The 6969-nt window shown below is 66.3% G+C and carries 4 protein-coding genes and 1 pseudogene; 1 reads left to right on the plus strand and 4 read right to left on the minus strand.

The window, feature by feature from the left end; all coding sequences use genetic code 11:
- Positions 1-115 precede the first annotated feature (115 nt).
- From ABZZ74_RS51845 to ABZZ74_RS51860, 4 genes and pseudogenes are all read right to left on the minus strand, one after another.
- Entirely contained in the window at positions 116-862 is a 747-nt protein-coding gene (locus ABZZ74_RS51845) for a sulfotransferase (protein WP_356951105.1), read from the minus strand.
- A gap of 243 nt (positions 863-1105) precedes the next feature.
- Positions 1106-2011: an ABC transporter permease gene (locus ABZZ74_RS51850; RefSeq protein WP_356951106.1), complete on the minus strand. Its 906-nt coding sequence runs from the start codon at positions 2009-2011 to the stop codon at positions 1106-1108.
- Complete coding sequence (locus tag ABZZ74_RS51855) at positions 2005-4638, minus strand: glycosyltransferase (protein ID WP_356951107.1); 2634 nt, start codon at positions 4636-4638, stop codon at positions 2005-2007. The genes ABZZ74_RS51850 and ABZZ74_RS51855 overlap by 7 nt, the downstream gene beginning before the upstream one ends.
- 315 nt (positions 4639-4953) lie before the next feature.
- Positions 4954-5585, minus strand: a pseudogene (locus tag ABZZ74_RS51860) (alpha-lytic protease prodomain-containing protein); the annotation flags it as partial.
- A gap of 490 nt (positions 5586-6075) precedes the next feature.
- On the opposite strand from ABZZ74_RS51860, the gene ABZZ74_RS51865 reads away from it, so the two are divergent.
- Positions 6076-6618, plus strand: a complete 543-nt coding sequence (locus ABZZ74_RS51865) for a transposase (RefSeq protein WP_356951108.1) — start codon at positions 6076-6078, stop codon at positions 6616-6618.
- The last annotated feature ends 351 nt before the right edge of the window (positions 6619-6969 follow it).

Consider the following 6969-nt stretch of genomic DNA (forward strand, 5'->3'; position numbering starts at 1 on the left):
GCGTCACGCGACGGCCCGTCCTTCAACGGCGGAGGACATTACGGGCGAACAGCCGCACTGATCAGCGACCGAAACCCGCTGAAGAATCGAGGTTAACGGGTATTCTACCGCGGGCTCACTCGAAGAAGGCATCGTACGGGGTGCCCTTGAAGTAGTCGCGCAGCTCGTCGTGGTTCAGCACCGCTTCGCTGAGCGGGCGCGTCTCCTGCCGCTGCAGGACATGGCGGCCGGAAAGCTGATGCGGGGAAACCTGGAGGAAGTCCCACAATCCCGCCAGGCACTCCCCGGGTCTGTCCCGCAGGTGCTCGTAGTGGATTTCGTAAATCTTCTCTGGAGAAAAGGAGGCGAAGACGCGTTCATGAAATGCGTCAGCACTTCTGAAGTAGCTCTCGCAGCCTGTGGGCGACAGTTCCACCTGCGGCGGCACCGGCACAGGGCCGTCCGTCCTGGGGGCTAGCCAATAGCTGCTCTCACGCGCCTGCACAAGAGACCGGAACGACTCGAGCAGGTTCCGCCGCCGGAGTAGGACGACTTTCAGGCGTGGCCAGGCCGCCAGCTCTTCATAAAAGGTCGGGCGTTCCGCGAACTGAGGCTCGTTGATCTTACATCCAACGCGACTGACCGCGCACTTGTCCTTCCGCTGCGGAAAGTGAACAAAGGCTAATTCGAGCAGTTCGCGGTTAGACATTCCTGTACGATCGACGCCGGGCCAGCCGGTGTCCCACGGATTGAGCAACTCTCCGTTGGACAACACGTTCGGGTGCTCGTTGGCCAGTTCCTCCAGGTAGTGCGTTCCCGTTCGTGGCATCGCCAGGACAACAAACGGTTCGGGGGCCGACCTCGCCCGGCCCTTCTCGTTCACCAGGGATCACTCCATTCTGTTCGATCAGTCCCTGACATCAGACAGATGCGAGTATGGATTCGGTCGGAAATCTTTTCAGCCGGCAGAAGACGGAACTCTCCGAGACCGCCCGCACCCAGTTCCGCACTCCTCCCAAGTACAGTGACATACTGCGGTGAAATACCCGTCAGGTTGCCCAGCAGATCGCGACGTGCCGGCCGGATGCTAATAGATGACCGGATCGACCCTGTCCACCGGGCCGTATCAGATGTGTCTGGTCACGTACCCGCGCCGCAGAAAGACCTTGGTCATCAAGGTGAGGACCCCGACCGCGAGGGCGGACATGACGCAGGTGCCTGTGAGGGCCCACAGCAGGTCGCTCTCCCAGGCGTGTCCCTCGGCAGGATCCCGTGCCAGGGCGAAGATGTACTGGAAGGGGAGTACGTCCGCGACAGGGTGCAGGAAGGCCGGCAGGTTCTGAATGGAATAGAAGGCACCGGACAGCGGTACGAGCGCGGCCATCATGGCCCACACGAGTATCTCCGCTCCCAGACTGAAGCGGAGCACGGTGGCGATCACCAGCAAGGCGATGGCCCAGCCGGTAACGACCAGCAGGGTCACGATCAGGATGAGGCGCGGGCCGATGGTCAGCACGTTGAAGCCGTATGCAGTCCATGCGACCAGGGCGCCGACGACGTTGCCCAGCAGTGTCTGGACCAGCCCGAAGAGCGCGACACCGGCCAGGTACTCCCCCATGCGCAGAGGACTCACCATGAGGTCGAGTACGGTGCGCCCGCTCAACTCCGACATGGCCCCGGAGGCGAGCGAGACCTGTGCCTGGTGGACGGTATTCCACAGAATCGCACCCGTGATCAGGTACAGGCCCAGGTCGGCGCTGGAGCCGGTGGAGCGGGCGACGGCCATGCTGATGCCCCCGTAGAGGAGCAGGGTCAGGGCTGGCTGGACGAAGAGGTCGAAGAAACGGTGTGGACTGCGTGACATGACGATGGCCTGGTGCCGGGCGATCGCGAGGACCCGGTGTACGGAGGCGTTGACGGGCCCGCGGAAGGCGGAGGTGCCGGTTGCTCGCGCTTTGGTCCGCGGCGCCTTATGTGCTGGTCCGGGCCGTCGTGCTGATGGCCTTTTGGTGGTGAGGCCGGCGTTCACCATGCTGTGGCCTCCTCCCGGGTGCGGGGCATTTCGTGCGGTGCCCCGGCCGGATGCCCCCCGGCGAGACGCAGGAAGACACCCTCCAGATCGGCGCAGCCGAACTGCTCGGCTACATGCTCGGGGGTCCCGTCGGCCACGACACGGCCGGCGGACAGAAACAGCACCCGTGCGCACAGCTCCTCGACCTCGGCCATGTTGTGGCTGGTGATCAGGATGGTGGTTCCGTCCTGAGTGGACAGCGTCTTCAGGATCCGGCGCACGCGCAGTGCCACGTCCGGGTCCAGGGTGGCGGTCGGTTCGTCGAGCACGAGCATCCGCGGGTGGTGCATCACGGCCTTGACCAGGCGGATCAGAGTCTTTTGTCCGCTGGACAGCGCATCCCCTCTTGCTCGGGCGAGGTGGCGGACCCCGAATCGGTCTAGACTGCGCCAGGCTGCCGTGGCGGGGTCACGCAGGCCGTACAGGTCGCCGTACACCGTGAGGTACTCGACGACGGTCAGAAGGCGAGCCGGGCCTAACTGGCCGGAGGAGAAGCCGACATCAGACAACGCGGGCCCTCGTGGGGACAGCGGACGTCCGAAGAGCTCAACCCGTCCTGCGTCGGGCCTGACCGCCCCGAGGCACATCAGGAGGGTCGTCGTCTTCCCGGCCCCGTTCGGACCCAACAGACCTACGCATTCCCCCGCACGAACCTCGATGTCCACTCCGTCGACTGCTCTGCCTCTGGGGTAGTCCTTCACCAGGCCGTTCACCCGCAAAGCAAGTGGCAGCGGTTTGAGTGGAAGTTCCATTGCATTGGTCTCCATCGGGGTGAGGGCGGCCACGCGTCCTCCGAAGTACGACAGCAAAAAGTGATCACCAGGCCGGGGCGGGAGAGCAGCAGGGAGTGCAGCATGGCGACGTCGGCCACGGGAGACAGCAGCGGGTACACCACCCTGAATACCAGCAGGTACATGAGGCCGCGTCGCCCGAACCGCCCGCTCGCGCCGGACTCGACCAACACTCGCCAGTGTTTCAACATAGCCTGGGTCGACACTGAAGGCCCAGCGGTACCGCTGCCGCCACAGCTGCCCCGTCTGCCACGGTGCCTCCGTCCAGACCACGGCGTCCGGTGCGTAGACGACTCGCCAACCCGCCCGGCACACCGCCATGGACAGGTCGGTCTCCTCGGCCAGTGTGTCGTCCGGCGCACCTCCCACGCCGGCGAGCGCCTCACGGCGGAATGCTGCGATCGGCCCCGGGACCGTCGGCATGCACTCAGCGACGTCGAACAACCAGCGCTCCAGGTTGAAGCCGGCCACGTACTCCATGTGCTGGTAACGTCCCGTTAGCCCGCCCCGGTTGGCAACTTTGGCGTTGCCGCTGATGGCTCCGACTGTCGGATCGGCGAAGGGTTGGACGACCCGGGTGATGGTCTCGGGTTCGAAAACGGTGTCCCCGTCGGTCATCACCACGAGGGGGTGGGACGCATGTGCGATCCCTGTGTTGAGGGCTCTGGGCTTGCCGGTGTTGTGCTGGCGGATGCCACATACACCTGGCAGGCCCAGGCGCTCGACGATGTCGGCGGTGCCATCGGTCGAACCGTCATCGACCACGACGATGTCCAGCTGCGGGTGGGAGGAGGAGGCCAGGGAACGAACGGTCGCTTCGATTCCCGCCGCCTCGTTGTATGCCGGGACCACCACCGTCACTGGGGTGGCGATCGGAGCCCGTGTGTTCCGCCGGGCCTGACGGGCGCGGACCCAGCGCCGATAAACCACCGCGCCGGCCACGAGGGCCAACGTCTGGACGACCTCCAGGACGATGACTGCGATCACAGACCAGGATAGGAGCCGGGACACCCAGGCGCCGGCACGTTGCGCCTCTTTGATGGCCGTCCCACTCGTACGGTCCAGAAGGGTCGCCCGGGCTTCCGGGACGGCTGGTGTCGTCGTAAGCCGATGGCTGTGCACGGCCAGGGACGTGAACAGCTGCTCCTGGAACTGGCCGACCTGCGTATGGCCGTCGTCGCGAAGGACCATCGCCATCCCTACAGCCGGTGATGCGGCTCCGGTGTGTGACGCCTCGCGGCCGGTTGCCGCTTCGACCGCGTGCCGGGTGAGGGAGAGTTCGGCCGTTCTGCGCCAAGGCGGAAGGGAAGCGGGATCGGCTCCGGTGAAGGTGTACGGCACCAGTCGACTGCCCTGAGCGAGGATCTTCCGGGCCAGTTCAGGATGGGCGTTCACCTTCGCGCCCACGACCAGAAAGGTGCCGATGACGTGATGGCGCCGCATCGCGGCGAGCAGGCGCGGGGTCTCGCAGGGATCCGGCCCCCCGGTGATGACCAGGGCGACCGGACGGCTCCGTCCCCCTGCCGACGAACCCGTGGGGCGAGGGTCTTCTTCCCGGACGACTGGTATGCGGTGGCCGAGGGCGGCCTGAACCACCCGGAGCGGGATCTGGTCCCCGAAGTTCTCCCCCCGCGCGGCCCAGGTGTGCAGGGTGATTGCGCTCAACATCGCCGCCAGGACAGACAGAAGAAGCGGCCAATGGGCCCAGGGGACAGGCTGCCTTTGTCGTGTCAGCTGCCGCTTTCCACGACTCTTGTGTTGGCCCGGTCGGAGGGCCGGAGGAATCGTCGGCGGCATCTCAGCAACCCGTGGCTGGTAGAGCCAGGAGCAGTGTCAGCAGATCGCTGATCATGAGTTCGAATATCAGGACGACACCACGTCGCCGTCCTGACCCGTCGACGAAGACCGGACAGGGGTCAGACGGCTCGGTTCGCTTCACGAGGCGCTCTCCGGCTGAGCCGCGGAAGCCTTTGGGCCGGGAAACGCGGGTGCGACGGCGTAGGGGACGTGAGCGCCCGCGCGGGCGTCGGTCACGGAATGGTCGTCCGCGGTCACTAACCGGTGACCGCTGTCCAGGAGCTCTTCCAGGGTACTGGGCAGTGCCTCCACCGTGGGCCCGCAGTGCCCGGCGGTGAGGATGAAGTCGGTCTGCCCGTTGGTCACGTTGAACCCCGCCGAGCAGCGCCCGCCGGTCGACAGGATGGGCACCGCGCCGTTGAGCTGGGTTGTGAACGTGCCCTTGGTGCGCTCCATCCGCACGAAGCTGCCGATGCCGGACGCCACCTTGGTCATGTCCGACCAGTTGGTCGCCGAGACGGTGCTGTCGGCCTGCACCACCACCTGGTTCGTCCGGGAGTCCATCACCCAGGCCGTGCGGGCCACCCGGGGCGCCGAACGCAGCGTCGCCGTGGCCGCCTTGAGCTCGTTCATGCTGTGGCCGACCATCTTCGCCTTGGCGCCCGCCCGCTTCACCTCAGCCGCCGCCTTCTCGTCGGTCACCGCGACGACGGTGCGCCCGGCGGAGTTGGCCCAGATGCCGGCCGTACGGGAGGTGCCGAGCTTGTAGATGATCGAGGCGCCCCTGCTGGGCGTGTCCCCCTTGGCACTGAACGGAAGAGCGGAGGGGCCGGGAGACTCGCTCGCCATGGCGGCCTGCGTCACCATAGCTTCTCCCCCAGGAGGAGTCCGCCGACGGTCGCCCGTCGTGTCACTCGCTGGAGCATCTGTCGTCGTGCGTGCGTCATGCATGGCTCCCGAACCAGTACGCGCGGTGCCAACACCGCGGGGCCCTCTGGTCGTTGAGCACCCTCTCTCCATACGTGGCCGGGAGCGGTCGCGTTCAGCACGCCTATGATCTTCTCACCGCTTGCGGCCCACTCCGCCTGTCGGGTAGGCGGACCGGTTTTCCCGGCCCGTCCCCCACACCACCGGACATGCAGGCCCGCATCCGGCGGTTCGTTCAGCTGGTCTCAAGCGGGGCGTTGGCGGGACCAAGAGCCCCTGAAGGACTTGTATCCCTGAGCTTCCCAGTAGGCGTTGGACATCGCGATCTCCAGGGGCTTCAGGTGAGAGGCTCGCCAGTAGCGCTTCCGCGTACCGAGGCCGTGTTCCCTGTCTTTGAACTCGTACCCGAGTTTCAGTTCCGCTTCGCGGAGGTCTTCCACTGCACCCATTGGACCTGTCGCACTGCGACAAGCAGGGCCTGTGGCAGCCGGCGGCGGCCCGGATGGCGGCGTGCGCGAGAACGCGTTCGTTGCCGACATCACCGCCCTGCTCGGCGACCTGCCGGGCTGGCCCCCGCACCACCGGGTGATCGCCCGCATGGAACCCCTGCACCCCCGCTACGTCAAGGACGCCAGCGCCTACGAGATCAAGCACGAGGCGCGCTACCAGACCTTCGCGACCAACCATCGCCGGGGGTCGATCGCCCACGTGGACGGCCGGCACCGCAAGCACGCCAGGGTCGAGCCCAAGATCCGCGATCAGAAGGCTTCCGGGACCTGCCTGTTGCCCTCGCGCGAGTTGAACGTCAACGCCGCCTGGCTCACCGCCACCACCCTCGCCGCCGATCTGCGCTGTTGGTTCCAACTCCTCGCCCTGGACGGCGAGATGGCCAGGGCCATTCCCAAGATGTTGCGCTACCAAGTCCTCCACGTGCCCGACCGCCTCGTCCGCGGCCAGCGAAAACGACGCCTGAAGCTTCCCGACACCTGGCCCGGGGCCGACATCATCATCCGCGCCTTCCGGCGCATCCTCGCTCTGCCGTACACCACCTGACCAGCACGAACGATCACATCGAACGCCGAGAGGGGCCAACCAGCAGGCCCCGGGCCCGTGGAACCCGGCGTCATCCGGCACGTCAGCCGACGCGCACCCTTGACCGACACCGTCCCCGAACAGAAATCAACGCGACATCACGGGCGCAACGCGACATCACGGGCGCAAGATCAACCGCCTGGGGCCTGCCGAAGAACAACTTGTGGGCGCGCAATGCGCTGACCTGCGATGCAAAGTGTCAGAACCAGCAAGTTGATTCTCGGCAGGCCCCAACGGCTACGGACACGCTGCGTCACCACCCGCCGGGCCCGCGGACACCTCCGCACCGCTCAACTTTGAAGACCCGAGAAG

This window comes from Streptomyces sp. NPDC006476 (assembly GCF_040612015.1).
GTDB lineage: Bacteria > Actinomycetota > Actinomycetes > Streptomycetales > Streptomycetaceae > Streptomyces > Streptomyces griseorubiginosus_B.

Coding starts and splice junctions, on each gene's coding strand:
- ABZZ74_RS51855 (WP_356951107.1), bottom strand. CDS start 4,638: ATGCCGCCGACGATTCCTCCGGCCCTCCGACCGGGCCAACACAAGAGT.
- ABZZ74_RS51850 (WP_356951106.1), bottom strand. CDS start 2,011: ATGGTGAACGCCGGCCTCACCACCAAAAGGCCATCAGCACGACGGCCC.